This window comes from Amycolatopsis sp. CA-126428, assembly GCF_002904335.1.
In the GTDB taxonomy this organism is placed as follows: Bacteria; Actinomycetota; Actinomycetes; order Mycobacteriales; family Pseudonocardiaceae; genus Amycolatopsis.
The window spans coordinates 30,745-45,915 of the sequence record NZ_PPHF01000181.1 but is presented as its reverse complement, the minus strand read 5'-3'; the positions used below and the strand labels follow the sequence as shown (position 1 = coordinate 45,915).

Here is a 15,171-nt window from a genome sequence, read left to right as displayed (position 1 = left end):
CCGGCGTCCGCCCTCGGACGTGGTCGCCGTACAGCCGCACGGCCTGTTCCGAGGGAGACACACGTGAAGAAGTTCGCCATGCTGCTCGCCGTCTTGCTGACGGCGACCGGCCTCGTCACGCTGCCCGCCACCGCTTCGGCGGCGACCAACTGCAGCGGCACCCTGATCGACCGCAAAGTCGTGAATTACGGCGGCGCGGACATCGCCGAGCTGGCGGTGTACTTCAACGCGTCGACGGGCGTGAACTGCGCCCGGCTGAACCACCTCGGCGTCACGTACGGCCAGCCGTACCGCACGGCGGTGTTCATCGTCGCCTGCACCGAAACGAGCCCCGCGGCGGTGTGCCACTACTACGGCAGCCCGGACGCGCAGGACAGCACCTACTCGTACTACGCGGGCCCGGTCGACGTGACGGCGAGCGGCCGCTGCATCCACGCGGCCGGGGACATCTACTACCCGACCGCATCGAACAAGCGGCACGTCGAAACCTCACCGGCGGCGAGCCACTGCGGCTGAGTGGTACCCGTGAAGGACTCCTCGCAGGCGAGGAGTCCTTCACGGGTTCCGGCTACCGCCGCTGCAACGCTTCCAGGTCGTCGAGCCAGCTGGTGCACCCACCGCTTCCCGACACAACAGCGCAGATCTCGGCTGCGGGCGTCCGGCGCGGCTGCTGCCGCAGGATGACCAGGGCGAGCCAGTGGGCGGCCTCGACCTTCAAGCCGGACGGCTCGAGTCCCACGCGGCGGCCGGGCAGCGCTCGCTGTTGCTGCGGGCCAGAATGTTCGGCGTCTTCGCGAGCTTGCCGCCATGGCGAAGCCGGGTTCGACCTCGCCGGGATACAGCGGGCGCTCATACCGGACAAACACGTGCTGGTTGAACCGCACGATCCCCGAGTGACGGTACGCGTTCGCTCATGCGCTCGGCGAGATCGTCCGCGCCGGGTGCCCAGGTGCCGGAGTCCGCGTCGACAACGTCGATGCGCGGGTGGGTGCCTTCCTTGCTGGGCTTCAAATATCGCTGCGGGGCGCGCCGGTCCTGACAGGACGCGACTCCCGACGACCTGTCCGTCCTGACCTGGCAGCTGACCCCGGCCACCGCGAGCCGGCCGGCGACCCGGATCAGGTCTGAACGGCTTCCCGCTCGATCAGTTCGCCACGCCGAGGGTGATCGTCCGGATCCCAGGGTCGTAGCGTGCGCTCGTGAACGACATCGGTTCGCTCAATACCTGGTCGCGTACCATGCCGTCGAGGCCGATCCGCAGCACCAGGCTGTTGGCCAGCTTGGTCATGAGGTCGGCGCCGGGTTCGTCGCGTACCCCTGACCGTTGTGCGATCTCGGTTTCCAGCGCGCCACGGCTGGCGAACGAGGCGTTCGGGTCGTCACTCAGGTCGGTGAGGACGCTGTCCCAGCGGCCCGCGAAGATGTCGGCGAACGCGCGGCGGATATCGGCGACGTGCTGCTGCTCGTGCGTCAACGTGGCTTGCCTGAAGCCGGCGGCATCGACCATCGACACCGTCACCTGCCCACTGGTGGGCAGCCTGCCGACGAGCGGCCCCAGCACGGGTGCGCTGACGGTGAACGACGCAAGCGCCTGTCGAAGCCACGCGGCGTCGAAGATTCCCGTCCACGGGCCCGGCCGGGGATAGGTGACCAGGGCACTGCCCAGATTCCTGCCTGGGTCCGTCACGCGCCACCGGCCGCTGCTCGCCGGTTCCAGGATCGGCGGGTTGAGCGCATTGCGGATCTGGGTCGTCGCGTTGGTGGGAAGAGCGTTGCGGTAAAACGACCGCTGGCCGTTGAACACCGGATAGGTCATGCCGACGTAGCGGCTGCGCATCCCGGTTTCGGCGATGTTCAGCGTGGGTGAGGGCGGCATCTCGTGAAACTCGGCGATCCGCTGGACGCGGGCCTGGACGAACCTGCGGGTGGCCACGTTGCCCGCGGCGGCTTGCATGCTCAGAAGAGCGGCGACCGCAGGCGGATTCGGTCGGGCCGGCACTACCTTCTTTGCTCGCACAGGAGTCGCTACGGCTTCCGCGGGGTCCGGTGTGCGCCGCACTTCCACCTCCTCGAGCCAGGGGTATCCACGCCGAATCTGCCTGGCAGCCGGTAACGGTGCCAGGTACGCAAGCGTGACCTTCGGGGCAGTATCGCCCGCCTCATCGTGCAGCCGACCGATGTCCTGCCACGGCGTTCGCTGATGCACGAGGTCACGGCCGGCCTGGCCGGCGATCTCGGCACGGCGGCATCGGTCAACCGCAACCCGGAGACGGGTTTCGCCCGCTATGTCCGGTGCACGGCAGCGTACCGGACATAGCGGGCAAGGGACTGGTCAACCCCATCGACGCCATCATGAGCGTGGCACTGCTCCTCGACGACCGAGGACTGCCGGCCGCCGCGTGGGCGGTCCGGGAGGCCGTCGCCAGAACGGTCGCGGCCGCCGGTGCATCGCGGAACTCGGCACGGAGGAGGCCGTGGCCGCGATCCGCACCGAACTGCGCTGAGCCGGCGGGGAAGCGGCGCTCCTCGGCCTCGGACGAACCGGGAACCGGGCCGGCGCCCGGGAGGCTCAGCCGGCGAGTTCCGCCAGGTAGTGGAACCGCCGCTGGCTGAGCACCAGTGCGTCGTCGGAGAGGGTGAACACGTCGGCGAAGTCGAACTCCGTCCGGCCGGTGTCCGGGTCGCGCGCGAGGCGGCGGCCGGTCACCACGACGCTGTCGGCCGCGGCGATGATCTTGTACAGCTCGTGCCGCGCCGCGGGGGCCGCGCGGGCGGCTTCCGCCGCTGCTTCGCGCCCGTACGCCGGTACCGCGCCGACCCCGCGGACCTGCACGTTCTCGTCCAGCAACGACGCGTAGCCGTCGAACTCGCCGGCGTCGAGGTACCGGTAGAGCAGCCGCACGTGATCGACGCCGCACGGCGTGGTCGCCGCGCTGGCGGTCAGGCTGGGGAGGTCACCGACCATGATCGCTCCTTGGGGACGGTGCTGTCGGCATCGACTCTGGCGGATTCGCGCATTCCGGCGCAATCACGGCGTTATCACCGGGTGCGTGGCCACCTCCCGCTGCGGCAGTCGGGCGATATGCCGGTGCAGAGATGGTCGTGTGTGACACCACCCCCTACATTCGAACATCGGGGGTCGCCAGACCGGTCTGTCCGGGGCAGAGCCGACGAGGGCGCTGGGGTACGAACACGACGAGGATGGCAGTGACGACAACCGAGACGGCCGACGCGACGCTGCGCATCCTCGGTCCGATCGAAGTGGAAGGGTCCGCCGGGGCGGTCCACGTCCCACCCGGCCGCCAGCAGGCGGTGCTCGCGTTCCTGCTGATGGAGGCCAACCAGGTCGTCAGCATCGACAGCCTGGTGGACGCGCTGTGGGAAGAGAACCCGCCGGACACGGCGCGGACGCAGGTGCAGATCTGCGTGTCCCGGCTGCGCCGCAACCTGACCGACGGCGGGGTCGGCGTCACCATCGAGACGCGGCCGCCGGGGTACCGGCTGCGGGTCGAGCCCCGGCGGATCGACGCCCAGGTCTTCACCGGGCTGGTCGCCCGGGCCCGCACGCTGATCAAGGAGGGCCGGGCGGCGCAGGCGGCGGCGACGTTGCGCGCGGCCGTCGCGCTCTGGCGCGGCCCGTGCCTGAGCGGGCTCTCCAGCCCGACGCTGCGGACGCGGGCGCTGCGCCTGGACGAGGACCACCTCACCGCGACCGAGGACTACCTCGAACTGGAACTCGGGCTCGGCAAGCACCGCCAGGTGGTCGGCGAGACGGCCCGGCTGGTGCGCGAGCACCCCCTGCGGGAGCGGTTGCGGGCGCTGCTGATGGTCGCGCTCTACCGCTCCGGCCGCCAAGCCGAGGCGCTCGAGGCCTACCGCGTCGGCCGTGACCTGCTGATCGACGAGCTCGGCCTGGAACCCGGGCCGGACCTGCGGGGCCTGGAGGCGGCGATCCTGGCGGGTGCGCCCGAGCTGCGCTACCACCCCCCGGAACCCGGCGAGGACACCCCGGAGCCCGCGACGCCGCGGGTGCGGGTGCCCCGCCAGCTGCCCGCCGCCACCGCGGACTTCGTCGGGCACGAAGACGTCCTCGCCGAGGCGACCGGCATCCTGACCCGCGGCCCGGACAGCACGGCGCTGGGGGTGCTGGTGGTCGTCGGGCGGCCGGGCGTCGGCAAGAGCACGGTGGCGGCGCTGCTCGGGCACCGGCTGGCCGAGCAGCACTTCCCGGACGGGCAGCTCTACTGCGACCTGCGCGGCACCCGCGCCGAACCGAGCGGCGCGGCCGAGGTGATCGGCCGGTTCCTGGTGGCGCTCGGCATCCCGGGCCCGTTGCTGCCCGAGGACCTCGCGGGGCGCGCGGACATGTACCGCACCCTGCTCGCCGACCGGCGGGTGCTGGTCGTGCTCGACGACGCGGTCAGCGAACAGCAGGTGCTGCCGCTGCTGCCGGGCAACCCGCGCTGCGCGGTGCTGGTCACCAGCCGTTCGCGGCTCACCGGCGTGCCGGGCGCCCGCCGCGTCGAGCTGGAGGTGCTGCGCCCCGAAGAGTCGCTGGAGCTGATCGGCCGGGTGATCGGCCACGACCGCACCGACCGGGAGCGGGAAGCGGCCAGTGCCTTGGTGCGCACCGTCGGCGGGCTCCCGCTGGCGCTGCGGATTATCGCCGCCCGGCTCGCCGCGCGTCCCCATTGGACACTCGCGTCGATGGTGCAGCGGCTGGCCAGCGAGCGCCACCGCCTCGACGAGCTCGCGCACGGCGAGATGACCATCCGCGCGAGCCTGTCGCTGACCCACGACGGGCTGGACCCGCGCTCGCGCCGGCTCTTCGGGCTGCTGAGCCTGCCGGAGGCGCCGTCGCTGTCCGGGTGGGTGGCGGGCGCCGCGCTCGACGACGACCGCCGCCACCCCTCGGACCTGCTCGAACCGTTGGTGGACGTGCAGATGCTCGACGTCGCCGGGATGGGCCCCGGCGGCGAATTCGCCTACCGGTACCAGGACATGGTGCGGTTGTTCGCGCGGGAGAAGCTCGCCGAGGTCGAGGCGAACGGGCGCGCGGCCGCGCTGGACCGGGTGCTCGGCGGCTGGCTGGCGCTGGCCGAGGACGCGCACCGGCGGATCTACGGCGGCGACTACACGGTCGTGCACGGGCGGGCGCCCCGGTGGCGGCCGGACCCCGACCACGTCGAGCAGCTGCTCGCCGATCCGCTCGGCTGGCTGGCCGACGAGCAGGAGAACCTGTGCGCCGCGGTCCTGCAGGCCGCCGCGGCCGGGCTGGACGAACTGGCCTGGGACCTCGCCGTCACCTCGGCCACGTTGTTCGAGGCCCGCGGGCTGCTGGACGACTGGGAACGCACGCACACCGCCGCGTTGACCGCCACCCGCGCGGCCGGCAACACCCGGGGTACCGCGGTGCTGCTCAGTTCACTCGGCACGCAGCACCTCACCACCGGCCGGGCGGCCCGCGCGCACGAGCTGCTGACCGAGGCACTGGCGCTGTTCGTCGAGCTCGACGAGCCCGTCGGCCTGGGGCTGTGCCGCCGCGACCTGGCGTTGCTGGCCCGGCGCACCGGGGACGAAGACCTGGCGATGGAGCTGTACGCGCGGTCGCTGCGGGACTTCGACCGCGCCGCCGACGTGGTCGGCCGGGCGACCGTGCTCACCCAGCGGGCGCACGTGCTGGCGCGGCGGAACCGGATCGAGGCCGCGCAGGCGGATCTGGCCGAGGCGCTCGGCAGCTACCGCGAACTGCGGTACGCGGGCGGCATCACGCACGCCATGCGCCGGGTGGGTCAGGTGCAGTCGCGCGCGGGGGAGCACGATGCCGCGGTCCGGACGCTGTCGGAGGTGCTGGACATGGTCCGGGACAGCCGCGACGTGATCGGCGAAGGCCACCTGCTGCACAACCTCGGCGAGGTGTGCGTCGCCGCGGGCCGGCTCGATGCCGCCCGCGGGTACTTCGAACAAGCGCTCGCGGTACGCGAGACGATCATGGACCACCAGGGCATGGCCGCCGTGCGCGCGGACCTCGCGGTGGTGCTGGGGCAACTCGGCCGGACCGGCGGCACCGGGCCGGCGGTCACCGCATTCGCCGAGCGCACCGCGGTGGAGCCGGATTCCGCCACCGGCCGCTGAGGGGCGCCCGGGCGACGTCCGGAGCTCAGTCCCACGGGTTGCCGTCGGTCGGCAGGTCCTGGGCGATCCGGACGACCTGGGTCTGCTGACCGGCGCCGGCCGCGGCGTGGTCGGCACCCGGCTGCATCGAACCGGCCGCGATGGCGAACGCCGCGGCGGCGAGAGCGGCGGTGGTGGCGATGCGGGCGGTGAGCGTGCGGGCCATGACAGAACCTCCGTGATCGGGGATTTCCGGGGTTTTCCCGGCGACGAGATGAACGTTATGGACGCCTCGAATCCCGGCGCTATCCCGCCCTTATCCCCACCATTGCCCGGCTCCGAGCTGCGGAAATCCCGCCGGCACGACCGAGCCGGCCGGTCTTTTCCCCTGGCTTAACCCGGCGATAACGCCGGGATAGCGGAATGCCGCGAGATGGACTCACCGGTCTGGTGGCCCTGCCGTTTTCCGGGCCTTGGAAGGGGAGAGAATGAAGTTTCACATCCTGGGGGATCTGAAGGTCGAGGGCGCCGGCGGGCCGTTGTCCCTGACCTCGCACCGCCAGCGGGCGGCGGTCGTGATGCTGGTGCTGGCGGCCAACCGCGAAGTGGCGGTCGAGCGGCTGGCCCAGGCCATCTGGGACGAATCACCGCCACCGACCGCACGCGACCAGATCCAGATCTGCGTGTCGATGCTGCGCAAGCGGTTCGGTCAGGAGGGCGTGGCCGCTTCCATCGTCACCGGGCCGGTGGGCTACGCGCTCGAGGTCGATCCCGCCGAGGTCGACCTGCTGGTCTTCGAGGACCTGGTCGCCGCCGCCCGCCGGGCGCTCGACGCGGGGCACCCGGAGCAGGCGGAACGCGACTTCCACGCCGCGGTCGGCATGTGGCCGGCGACGGGCAACCCGCCCGGCGGGAGCCAGGTGCTCGACGCCGTGGCCGTGCGGATGGCCGAGCAGCGGCTGACGGCGATCGAAGAGTGGGCCGCGGTCCGCCTCGACGTCGGCGAGCCGGACGGCCTGGTCCCGGTCCTGCTGGACCTGGTCGCGCTGCACCCGCTGCGGGAGCGGTTGCGCGGGCTGCTGATGCGGGCGCTGCACCGCACCGGCCGCCGGGCCGAAGCGCTGGACACCTACCGCGCGGGCCGCGAGGTGCTCGTCGACGAGCTCGGCATCGAACCCGGTGAAGAACTGCGCCAGCTGCAGCAGCACATCATCGCCGACGAGCCGAAGCCGCGACGGCCGGTGCACCGGGTCCGGCTGTCCGCGTCGCGGTCCGGGCCGGCGCGGGACCCGGTCGCCGGCCGGCCGGTCCGGTTGTCCGGCGAGGACAAGGCCCTGCTCGTGCTGGGGTTGCTGTCGGGTGATCTCACGGTGGCGGAGGCGGCCCGCAAGTACCACCAGCCCGAACCCGACATCGAGCTGTGGCAACGGCAATTCCTCGACGGCGGCCGGGCCGGCCTGACCGGCACCGCCCCACCCGGCCCCCCGCGGGACCCGGACCTGTCCGCCCGGGTGGCGGAACTGACCACCGCGCTCGGTGAGGCCCACATCGAGCTGCGGACGTGGAAACGCAGGGCTCTGACCGAAAACAACCCCCTGAAGGTGGCGACGTGAGCACGGATCCGGCTCTCCTGGAAGTTTCCCTCCGGTCCACGCTGACCGGCCTGATCGACGAGCAGACGGCCCGCACCCCGGAGGCCGTCGCCGTGGTGACCGCGGACGGCCCGCTGACCTACGCCGAGCTGGCCGGACGCGTCCGGACGCTGGCCACGCACCTGCGGACGCTCGGCGTCGGGCCGGAGACCGTGGTGGGCATCTGCGCGGTGCGCGGCGCGGCCATGATCGTCGGCGTGCTGGCGATCCTGCGCGCCGGCGGGGCCTACCTCCCGCTGGACCCCGAATACCCGGCCGACCGGCTCTCCTACATGCTCGGCGACGCCCAAGCCGAGCTGCTGCTCGTGCACGAGCCGACCGCGGCCGTGGCCCGCGCTCTCGGCTGCCGCACGACCGTCGACATCGACGCCCCGCTCCCGGCCGCCGCCGACGGCGAGGCACCGGCCGCGAAACCGGACAACCTCGCCTACGTCATCTACACCTCGGGCTCGACCGGGCGGCCGAAGGGCGCCTGCCTCGCCCACGCCGGGGTGGTCAACCGGCTGCTGTGGATGCAACGGGAGTACCCGATCGGGCCCGGTGACGCGGTGCTGCAGAAGACGCCGTTCAGCTTCGACGTGTCGGTCTGGGAGCTCTTCTGGGCCCTGATGACCGGCGCCCGGCTCGTGATGGCCCGGCCCGGCGGGCACCGCGACGCCGCGTACCTCGCCGCCACCATCCGCGAGCACGGGATCACCGTCGTGCACTTCGTGCCGTCGATGCTCGCGCAGTTCCTGCAGGAGCCCGCCGTCCGCGGCATCACCAGCCTGCGCCACGTCGTGTGCAGCGGGGAGGCGCTGCCCTCGGACGTCGCGCAGCGAGCGATGGACCTGCTGCCCGGCACCCTCGAGAACCTGTACGGCCCCACCGAAGCGTCGGTCGACGTGTCCTACCACCGGTGCGACCCGGTGGCCGACACCACCACCGTGCCGATCGGCCGCCCGGTCGCCAACACCGGGCTGCACGTGCTCACCGACGACTTCTCGGCGGCCGCCGACGGCGAAGCGGGCGAGCTCTACCTCGGCGGCATCCAGCTCGCCCGCGGCTACCACCGGCGCCCGGGCCTGACCGCGCAGCGCTTCGTGCCCGACCCGTTCGGCTCCGGCGGGCGGCTCTACCGCACCGGCGACATCGCGATGCGGCGCCCGGACGGCGAAATCGAGTACCTCGGCCGCACCGACCACCAGGTGAAGATCAACGGATTCCGGATCGAGCTCGACGAGATCGGCGTCGCGCTGCGCACCCACCCCGCCGTGCACGACGCCGTCGTGGTCGCGCACACGACCGCGGCCGGGCACCAGCAGCTGCTCGGCTACCTCGTGCTCGACGGCGACCGCGAGTGCCCCCGCCCGGCCCAGCTGCGCGAGTTCCTGGGCCGGACGCTGCCCGCGCACATGATCCCCGCGCGCTACCTGACGATCGACGAGATCCCGTTGAGCCTCAACGGGAAGATCGACCGCAAGCAGCTGCCCGTGCCCGAGGACCGGGTGGCCGGGCCGGACACCGCGGCGGGCACGGCCGCCGAACGCACCCTGGTCGAGATCTGGCGCGGCGTGCTGGCCGGCGCCGGCCCCGGCGACGACTTCCTCGACCTCGGCGGTGACTCCATCGTCGCCCTCACCCTGGTCGCCCGGGCGCGCGCCGCCGGCCTGCGGATCACCGCCGAGCACATCCTGCGCCACCGCACGATCCGCGCGATCGCCGGACTGGCCGAAGCGGTCACCGCGCCGGACGACCCCGGTGCGGCCGTGGCCGCGCACGGCCGGGACGCCGCCGCCGTGGCCACCATCGCGGCCCTCGACGACGTGGCCGACGTCTACCCGCTCACCCCGCTGCAGGCGGGGATGTTGTTCCACAGCCAGTACAACGACGACGCCACCGACTACTTCCAGCAGTCCGTGCTGCGGGTGAGCGGCCCGTTCGACCCCGGCGTGTTCGCCGCCGCCTGGCGGGACGTGGCCGCCCGCCACCCGGCGTTGCGCTCGCGGGTCGCGTGGGCCGGTCTCGACCGGCCGGTGCAGGTCGTCGAGCACGCCGTGCGCACGTCCGTCACGGTGGTCGAGGCGGCCGACCTCGACCGCGTGGTCGCCGAGGACCGGCAGGTGGGCTTCGACCCGGCCGCGGCGCCACCGCTGCGGCTGACCGCGGTGCGCCTCGGCGAGCGGGACTGGGCGGTCGTGCTCAGCCACCACCACCTCGTCCTCGACGGCTGGAGCATGGCACTGGTCGTGCGGGAACTGGTGCAGCGCTACCGCGAGCACGCACTGGCCGAGCCCGCGGAAGTCACCGCGGGGCCGGCGTTCCGCCGCTACGTCGACTGGATCGAGCGGCAGGACCGGGAGCGGGCCGCGACGTTCTGGCGCGACCGGCTGCGCGGGTGTGCGGGTCCGTCACCACTGCCCGGGAACGTCGGACACGACGACGTGCCCGACGGCGTCGGCGAGGTCGCGGTCAGCCTCGCCGGGGCCCGGGCGGTCGCCCTGCGTGACCGGGCCCGCGCCGAGGGCCTGACCCTGAACTCGGTGGTGCACGGCCTGTGGGGACTGCTGCTGGCGCGGTACGGCGAGCGGCAGGACGTCGTGTTCGGCTCGACGTTCTCCGGCCGCCCGCCGGAGCTGGCCGAGGTCGACACCACCGTGGGCCTGTTCATCGCCACGCTGCCGGTGCGGCTGCCGGTGCCGCCCGGCGCGGAACTGGCGGAGTGGCTGCGCGAGGTGCAGTGGAACCTGCTTCAGCTGCAGGACCACCAGCACTGCTCGCTGCCCGACATCCGGGCCTGGAGCGGCGTGCCCGCCGGCCAGGCACTGTTCGACACCATCGTGATCGGGCAGAACCAGCCCGCGCCGCAGGCGCACGACCCGGCGACCGGGCTGTCGATCAGCTCGCACGACACCGTCACCAACACCGGCTACCCGCTCGTGCTGCTGGTCGAGGAGCACGGCGAGCGGGTCGAGCTGCTGCTGCGCTACCAGCGGTCCCGCTTCGACGAGGCCGCGGTGCGGCGCATCGCCGGGCACGTCGACGCGGCCCTGGCCGCGTTCGCCGCCGATCCGGGCCGCCGGGTGGGCGACGTCGAGCTGATCACCGCCGAGGAGTCCGCTTCCTGGCCGGTCTTCGGGGCGCAGGTGCCCGACCCCGTCGCCGCGGCCACGATCCACGGGCTCGTCGAAGCCACCGCGCACCGGGTGCCCGGCGCCGTCGCGGTCCGCGGGCACGACCACGAGCTGACCTTCGCCGAGCTGAACACCCGCGCCAACCGCCTGGCTCACCACCTGCGCGGGCGCGGGGCCGGCCCCGAGACGCTGATCGGCGTCTGCGCGCACCGCACGCCGGAGCTGATGGTGTCGTTGCTGGCCGTGCTCAAGGCCGGCGGTGCCTACCTGCCGCTCGCCCCGGACAACCCCGCCGAGCGGCTCGCCACCATCATCGCCGACGCCGGCCTGCGCTACCTGATCGTCGACGACGACCTGCGCGAGCTGGTCGCCGGGTCCGGCGCCGAGCTGATCGCCCCCGGCAGCGGCACCGACGACCGCGATCCGGTGCCACTGTCCACTCCGGACAACCTGGCGTACGTGATCTACACGTCCGGGTCGACGGGCAAACCCAAGGGCGTCGCGGTCACCCACCGCGGGGTGGTCAACCACCTGCGGTGGTGCCTCGCACAGCTGCCCGAAGACGCGCGCGGTGGCGCGCCGGTCTTCTCCTCCTACGGCTTCGACCTGATCGTGCCGTCGCTGTACGCGCCGCTGCTCGCCGGGCAGCCGGTGCGGCTGCTGCCCGACGGGCTCGATGCCGGCGAACTCGCGGACCAGCTCGCCGAGGGCGCGCCGTACAGCTTCATCAAGCTCACGCCCGGGCTGCTGGAGCTGCTCGCCGAGCACCTGTCCCCGGAGCGCGCGGCCCGCCTCGCGCGGGTGCTGCTCGTCGGCGGCGAGGCGTTCCCCGACCGGGTGCGGGCACGCTGGCGCCGCCTCGCGCCGGACACCGCGATCCTCAACCACTACGGCCCCACCGAGGTGTCGGTCGGCTGCTCGTCGTTCCGCACCGGAGCCGAGCCGGCCGGGACGACGCTGGTGCCCATCGGCCGCCCGCACCGGAACCAGAGCACGTACCTGCTCGACGAGCGGCTGCGGCCGGTGCCGCTCGGGGTACCCGGTGAGATCTGCGTCGGCGGCATCGGCAATGCCCGCGGTTACCTCGACCGGCCGGGCCTGACCGCCGGGAAGTTCGTGCCCGACCCCTTCTGGCCGGTGCCGGGCGGCCGGATGTACCGCACCGGCGACCGCGCGGTCCGCCTGCCGGGCGGGGACCTCCTCTTCCTCGGCCGGCGCGACGGGCAGGTCAAGATCCGCGGCTACCGGGTGGAACTCGGCGAGATCGAGCGCGCCTTGTCCGGGCACCCGGACCTGCGCGGGGCGGTGGTGACCGCGCCGGCCGACGACAGCGGCCGGCAGCGCCTGGTCGCCTACGTCGTGGCCGCCGACTCCCGCCACGCCCCGGCACCCGGCGAGCTGCGGTCCTGGCTCGGTGACCGGCTCCCGCCTTACCTGGTGCCGGCCACCTACCTGGTGCTCGACGAGCTGCCGCTGACCGCCAACGGCAAGGTCGACCGCACGGCGCTGCCGGTGCCGGAAGCGATCGACCGCGCGGTGCAACGGGAGTACGCGGCCCCGCGCGGCGACACCGAGCGGGTGCTCGCCGAGTGCTGGGCGCACGTGCTGCGGGTGGAGCGCGTCGGCGTGCACGACAACTTCTTCGAGCTCGGCGGCGACTCCATCATGACGCTGCAGGTCGTCGCGGGGGCCCGGCAGGCGGGCCTGCGGATCAGCCCGAAGCTGATCTTCCGGTACCCGACGGTCGCGCAGCTGGCCCCGCAGGCCGCCCCGATCACCACCGCAACCCCGTCGCGGCCCACCGCGAAGACCGGCGAGTGGTTCCCGCTCGCGCCGATCCAGCGGGCGTTCGCCGAGCGGGACCTGCCGGACCACCACCACTACAACCAGTCGGTCGTGCTCACCCTCGACAACGCCGACCCCGGCCGGCTGGCGGTCGCGCTGCGGGCCCTGGTGGCGCACAGCCCGGCGTTGCGCACCCGGTTCGACCTCGGGGCGCTCCGGCAGCGGGTGGTGGACCGCGAGGACGCGGACCTGCTGTGGTGCCGGGACTTCGCGAGCCCCGACGCCGCCGCGATCACCGCCGCGGCCGATGCGGTCCAGTCCTCGTTGGACATCGTGTCCGGGCCGGTGGTGCGGGCCGGGCTGTTCCGCACCGGCGACGGGCCGGACCGGCTGCTGCTCGCGGTGCACCACCTCGTCGTGGACACGTTGTCGTGGCGCTCGCTGATCGAAGACCTGGCCGCGGCCTACGAAGGCGCGCCGTTCGCCGCGCCGACGTCGTCGTACCAGGACTGGATCGGCGTACTGGACACCCTCGACGTGGCGGCAGCCGGACCCGCGGCGGTCCCGTCGTTGCCGGCGGACCACGACCACGGGCCCGACACCGTCGCCACGGCGGCTTCGGTGCACGTGCGACTGTCCGAAGAGGACACCGAGCGGCTGCTGCGGGAAGTGCCGCGGGTGCACCGAGTCCGGGCCGAGGACCTGGTCGTCACCGCCGCGGCGAAGACGCTGGCGGAGTGGACCGGCGGCCCGGCGGTGCTCGACGTCGAACGCCACGGCCGCGACGGCGCCGCCGACGACCTCGACCTCTCCCGCACCGTCGGCTGGTTCACCCAGGTGCTGCCCGTCCGGTTCGACGAGCCCGAACTGCACCACGTCAAGGAGGTCCTGCGCGGCCTGCCCGCCGTGGGCAGCGCCGGCCCGGTCTCGCCGGTCGTGGTCAACTACCACGGCCGGGTGGATCGCTCGATCCCCGATGCCGGCCCGTTCACCGTGGCGGCGACGCCGCTGGGTGCCGAGAAGAGCGCGGCCTACCCGCGGCCCCGGCCGATCGAGATCGAGGCCGGCGTCCGCGACGGCGTCCTGCACGTCGAGTGGATCTACCCGGCGACCCGGCTGCGCGCGGACACCGTGCGGACCCTCGCCGAGGCGTTCCTCGCCCACCTGCGGGAGCTGACCGCGTACTGCGTCGCCAACCCGGGCGGGCACACGCCGTCGGACTTCCCGCTGACCCGGCTCACCCAGCGCGAGGTGGACCACGTGGCGGCGAGCGGTCCGGGCGGCTCGGCGCTCGAGGACGTCCACCCGCTCACCGCGATGCAGGAAGGACTGCTGTTCCACAGCCTGCTCGACCCCGACGACGACATGTACCTCGGCCGGCGGACCTACCGCCTCGACGGGCGGATCGACCTCCACGCGTTCGCCCAAGCCTGGCACGAGGTCGGGCGCCGGCACCCGATCCTGCGCAGCACGATCGTCTGGGACGGGCTGGAGGAGCCCGTCCAGGCCGTGTGGGCCGACGCCGGCATCCGGGTGACCGACGTGGTGCGCACCGGCGGGTTCGACCTGGCGGCGGCGCCGCCGATCGAGGTCGCGCTGCGGCCCGGAGGCGAGAGCGTGCACGTGGTGCTGAGCTACCACCACATCATCGTCGACGGGTGGAGCGTGTCCACTGTGGTCTCCGAGGTGATGGAGGTCTACCAGGCGCTGCTCGAGGGCAGCACCGCCCGCCCGGCCCCGGCGCCGCCGTTCGGGCAGTTCGTGGCCTGGCTGGCGCGCTCGGACGCCGAGCAGGCGCGCACCTACTGGCGCCGGACCTTGGGCGACCTCACCGGGGCGACGCCGCTGCCGGTCAAGCCACCGCAGGTGCCGGGCACCAGCTCGGCCACCGTCGACGTGGACCTGTCCCCGTCGCTGCACGAGGCGGTGCGCGGATTCCTCGCCCGCGCCGGCCTGACGCTGGCGACCCTGGCGCAGGGCGCGTGGGCGAGCGTGCTGGCCGAGCGCACCGGCCGGGACGATGTCGTGTTCGGTGCCACCGTGGCGATCCGGCCCGGCGAACTGGCCGACGTCGGCCGGATGGTCGGGCCGCTGATCACCACGCTCCCGGTCCGGGTCCGGGTCCGGGTCCGGCCGGCCCCGGCGCCGGACACCCGCGCCTGGCTGACCGGCCTGCAGGGTCGCCACGCCGAACTGCGGGAACACGTGGCGAGCTCGCTCACCGACATCCACCGGCTGACCGCGGTGCCCGCCGGCGAGCAGCTGTTCGACACCATCCTCGTGGTGGAGAACTTCCCGCGGCCGGTCATCGCGGGCCCGCAGGCGTCGCTGACCGCCGTGCGGGAGTTCGAGCGCACCGGCTACCCGATCGTCCTCGGCGTGATCGACGCCGACCCGATCCGGGTGCAGGTGCTCTACGAGCAGGCCGACTGTGATCCGGCATTCGCCCGCGACCTCGCCGAGGACACGATCCGCGCGTTCGCGCGGTTGTGCCGGTCCTGATCGCC

At 73.4% G+C, this 15,171-nt stretch carries 9 protein-coding genes; 5 read left to right on the top strand and 4 right to left on the bottom strand.

All coding sequences use genetic code 11. The features are described 5' to 3' along the window. Positions 1-63: 63 nt before the first annotated feature. Positions 64-516: a hypothetical protein gene (locus C2L58_RS46370; protein WP_103343993.1), complete on the top strand. Its 453-nt coding sequence runs from the start codon at positions 64-66 to the stop codon at positions 514-516. A 52-nt stretch (positions 517-568) separates the two neighbouring features. Here C2L58_RS46370 and C2L58_RS49610 read toward each other — a convergent pair whose 3' ends face one another. Together C2L58_RS49610 and C2L58_RS46365 are read right to left on the bottom strand one after the other, a co-directional pair. Further along, complete coding sequence (locus C2L58_RS49610; RefSeq protein ID WP_158264259.1) at positions 569-739, bottom strand: hypothetical protein; 171 nt, start codon at positions 737-739, stop codon at positions 569-571. A gap of 405 nt (positions 740-1,144) precedes the next feature. Continuing rightward, positions 1,145-1,954 carry a hypothetical protein gene (locus C2L58_RS46365; protein ID WP_103343992.1) on the bottom strand — a complete coding sequence of 270 codons (810 nt, stop codon included), beginning with the start codon at positions 1,952-1,954 and terminating at the stop codon, positions 1,145-1,147. Between the two features lie 338 nt (positions 1,955-2,292). On the opposite strand from C2L58_RS46365, the gene C2L58_RS46360 reads away from it, so the two are divergent. Beyond that, the gene (locus tag C2L58_RS46360; protein ID WP_158264258.1) at positions 2,293-2,613 is read left to right on the top strand and encodes an isocitrate/isopropylmalate family dehydrogenase; all 321 of its coding nucleotides are present in this window, start codon (positions 2,293-2,295) and stop codon (positions 2,611-2,613) included. Here C2L58_RS46360 and C2L58_RS46355 read toward each other — a convergent pair. After that, complete coding sequence (locus tag C2L58_RS46355; protein WP_103343990.1) at positions 2,570-2,965, bottom strand: nuclear transport factor 2 family protein; 396 nt, start codon at positions 2,963-2,965, stop codon at positions 2,570-2,572. The two genes, C2L58_RS46360 and C2L58_RS46355, sit on opposite strands and share 44 nt — an antisense overlap. Positions 2,966-3,207: 242 nt before the next feature. Here C2L58_RS46355 and C2L58_RS46350 point away from each other — a divergent pair, with 242 nt between their 5' ends. Next, complete coding sequence (locus tag C2L58_RS46350) at positions 3,208-6,135, top strand: AfsR/SARP family transcriptional regulator (RefSeq protein ID WP_103343989.1); 2,928 nt, start codon at positions 3,208-3,210, stop codon at positions 6,133-6,135. A gap of 25 nt (positions 6,136-6,160) precedes the next feature. Here C2L58_RS46350 and C2L58_RS46345 read toward each other — a convergent pair whose 3' ends face one another. Further along, the gene (locus C2L58_RS46345) at positions 6,161-6,340 is read right to left on the bottom strand and encodes a hypothetical protein (protein WP_103343988.1); all 180 of its coding nucleotides are present in this window, start codon (positions 6,338-6,340) and stop codon (positions 6,161-6,163) included. A gap of 262 nt (positions 6,341-6,602) precedes the next feature. On the opposite strand from C2L58_RS46345, the gene C2L58_RS46340 reads away from it, so the two are divergent. Together C2L58_RS46340 and C2L58_RS46335 are read left to right on the top strand one after the other, a co-directional pair. After that, entirely contained in the window at positions 6,603-7,727 is a 1,125-nt protein-coding gene (locus C2L58_RS46340; protein ID WP_103343987.1) for an AfsR/SARP family transcriptional regulator, read from the top strand. Continuing rightward, a complete protein-coding gene (locus tag C2L58_RS46335; RefSeq protein WP_103343986.1) occupies positions 7,724-15,166 on the top strand; it encodes a non-ribosomal peptide synthetase in 7,443 nt (2,480 codons plus the stop codon). The genes C2L58_RS46340 and C2L58_RS46335 overlap by 4 nt, the downstream gene beginning before the upstream one ends. Positions 15,167-15,171 lie beyond the last annotated feature (5 nt).